We start from the raw sequence: 2865 nt of genomic DNA on the forward strand, positions 1-2865 counted from the left end.
CTGGCGGGCACGCGCGAGCACCATCAATGACCTGGGCCGCGCCCCACGGTTCGCTCTCAATGGTTTCCACTTTCTCAACGACGATGGCGTGATCCCAGCCGTCTCCGAAGTCGTACCGGTAGAGGAAACGCGAGCCAGGTTTCAGGACCTTCTGCAGTCGAACCTTCCGGTCATCGGCGCTCGTGCCCGGGTCGGCGAAGTCCAGCACGTCGTCGACCTCGAACATGGCGTAGGCCATGCCGTCGATCAGGAAGTCGTGCAGGTGGGTGTCTTCCCAGCCGAAGGCCGCCTGCAGGATATGGTGCAGCTTGCGCAGCGACTCGGTTCCTTCGACCTCGATCCTGCGCCAGATGGGCGGATCGATGTGTTGAAGCTGCACGTGCAGGGTAAAGCGCTGGAACGATTTCGCCATCTGATCTCCGGGGGAACGGGAAGCCAGCGGCATTATCGCCTTACGATGCCAGGGTGGTCATGTTCCATGGCAGCAGGTCTTCGACCCGGTTGATCGGATGGTCTGCAATGCGCGTGAGCACGGCACGCAGATACGCCTCGGGATCGATGCCGTTGAGCTTGGCCGTACCGATCAGACTGTAGATCGCCGCTGCACGCTCGCCACCTGAGTCAGCACCGGCGAACAGGTAGTTCCGGCGCCCGATCGCCACCCCGCGCAACGCGCGCTCAACTGGCAGGTTATCGATTTCCAGACGCCCGTCGTCACAGTAGCGCGTGAGCGTTTCCCACCGGTTCAGCGCATAGAGAATCGCCCGACTCGTGTCGGATTTGCGCGAGAGCGTTTCCAGCGTGGCACTCAGCCACGCATGGAACTGATCGAGCAAGGGCCTGCTATGTGTTTGCCGGTACGCCTGTCGCTCATCGGGCGGCTTGCCCCGGATCGCTTCCTCGATCTTGTACAACGCGCCGATACGCTCCAGCGCCTCGGTGTTCAAGGCATTCGGGCGTGCGGCGTGCAGTTCGTAGAACTGTCGCCGGGCATGGGCCCAGCAGGCTGCTTCGGCTACCCGCCCGGTTTCGTAAATCGCTTGGTATCCGCCGTAGGCATCCGCTTGCAGTGTGCCGTTGAACGATTCGAGATGCTGCTGCGGATGGACGCCCTTGCGGTCGGCCGTATAGGCGAACCAGACGGCCGGCGGCGTCATGTCGCCCGAGTTCCGGTCGTCGCGCACGTAGACCCACAGCCGTCCGGTTTTCGTCCTGCCATTGCCCGGCGCGAGCACCGGCACAGGCGTATCGTCAGCATGCAGCTTGGTGGCTGTCATGACGTGCCGGCGTAAGGCGTCGACCAGCGGTTGCATCAGGCTCGCACCATGACCCACCCATTTCGCCAGCAGCGAGCGATCCAGATCGACACCCTCACGCGCATAGATCGCCGACTGGCGGTACAGCGGCAGATGGTCCGCGAACTTCGAGACCAACACATGAGCCAGCAAGCCCGGACCAGCCAGGCCGCGCTCGATGGGGCGGCTCGGCGCTGCAGCTTGTGTAATGTGGTCGCAGCACGTGCATGCCAGTTTCGGGCGCACGTGGCGGATCACGCGGAAGCTGGCCGGTACATATTCCAGCTGCTCGGAGATGTCCTCGCCGAGTTGCTTCATGGCACCGCCGCACGCCGTGCAGGTTTTGCCCGATTCCGGCCAGTACGTCAGGATCTCGCGTGGCAGATGCTCGGGGAGCGGTTTGCGCGGCGCTTGTTCCGGTGCGATACGCGGCGTCTTCGGAATCTCGATGGGGGCAGCGCCTTCGTCGGCCTCGAGCTCCTCCAGTCGCAACTCGAGCTGCTCGATCTGACGGTCGAGCTTCTCGGAGCTCCGGCCGAACTGCATGCGGCGCAGTTTCGCGATCAGCAGCTTCAGATGCTCGATCTCGGCCTTGGCAGTAGCGTTCGCCACCTTGTGCGATTCGACAACATCTGCCAGATGTCCAATGCGTGCATCGCGCTCAAGCAGCATGGCCTTGAGCGCTTCGATGTCGTCCGGATAGACGTTTGCCGTGGTCATGCCGGCAGTCTACGCGGCGGCCGGCAGGTTTACAACGCCGATGTCGGCTCCGCCGTGCGTACAGGCTGCCGCCAGTCGATACCTTCGAGCAGCATCGACAGTTGCGCCTGGCTCAGGCACACCACGCCACCATCGGCACGTGGCCACACGAACCGACCGCGCTCCAGGCGTTTCATCAGCAGACACATGCCGTCGCCGCTCCACCACAACACTTTGACCAGATCGCCACGCTTGCCGCGGAACACGAACACGTGGCCGCTGAACGGGTCTCGCTCCAGCACGGTCTGGACCTTCGCGGCCAAGCTATTGAAGCCCGAGCGCATGTCGGTCACGCCGGCGGCCAGCCAGATCTTCGTGTGGCTGGGTAGTCCGATCATGCTGTCGGTCCCGACGTGCCGCGCAACATACGGAGCACCAGCAACAGCGTCGCTTCATGCGGCGAGCCTTCGATGCGCACTCGGGTGTTGCCTACGCTGATCTCGATGGCGCCCGCCGGAGCGGCACTGGCGACCGGCGCCGGGGCCGGTTGCTCGATCTCTTGCGCCGGTGCCTCCACGGTCACGGGCAGCAAATCCACCGGATCGTATTCGCCGGCACGCAATGCTCGACGCCATTTGAACACTAGGTTCGGATTCACCCCATGCTCCATCGCCAGACGCGCCACCGATACGTCCGGCTCACAGGCCAGCTTGGCCAGATGCCGTCGAAATTCGATCGGGTGATTCGGGATGCCTTTGCGTGAAGTTCTCTTCGGCGTATCTGTTGCCACTTTGGTCCCCACTACTTTGGTGGGGACTACTCTGGCAACTTCCTTTCACATCGTCGAGACGGTGCTGGGGACACGCTTACG

General features: G+C 63.2%; 4 protein-coding genes. All 4 read right to left on the minus strand.

Annotated elements, in window-relative coordinates:
• Positions 1-412 (minus strand): plasmid pRiA4b ORF-3 family protein (locus tag KH616_RS23720; RefSeq protein ID WP_292253466.1); only part of this gene is annotated, 412 nt, incomplete at its 3' end.
• Positions 413-452: 40 nt separating this feature from the next.
• Complete coding sequence (locus tag KH616_RS23725; RefSeq protein WP_292253470.1) at positions 453-2015, minus strand: IS66 family transposase; 1563 nt, start codon at positions 2013-2015, stop codon at positions 453-455.
• Positions 2016-2044: 29 nt separating this feature from the next.
• Positions 2045-2392, minus strand: coding sequence for an IS66 family insertion sequence element accessory protein TnpB (gene tnpB / locus KH616_RS23730; protein WP_006764055.1), 348 nt, complete (start codon positions 2390-2392; stop codon positions 2045-2047).
• A complete protein-coding gene (locus KH616_RS23735) occupies positions 2389-2796 on the minus strand; it encodes a transposase (RefSeq protein ID WP_048984163.1) in 408 nt (135 codons plus the stop codon). The genes tnpB and KH616_RS23735 overlap by 4 nt, the downstream gene beginning before the upstream one ends.
• Between the last annotated feature and the right edge of the window lie 69 nt (positions 2797-2865).

Source organism: Burkholderia sp. (assembly GCF_018375725.1).
In the GTDB taxonomy this organism is placed as follows: Bacteria; Pseudomonadota; Gammaproteobacteria; order Burkholderiales; family Burkholderiaceae; genus Burkholderia.

Excerpts from the sequence above, each read along its gene's own strand:
- KH616_RS23725 (WP_292253470.1), bottom strand. The coding sequence starts at position 2,015 with ATGACCACGGCAAACGTCTATCCGGACGACATCGAAGCGCTCAAGGCC.
- tnpB (WP_006764055.1), bottom strand. The coding sequence starts at position 2,392 with ATGATCGGACTACCCAGCCACACGAAGATCTGGCTGGCCGCCGGCGTG.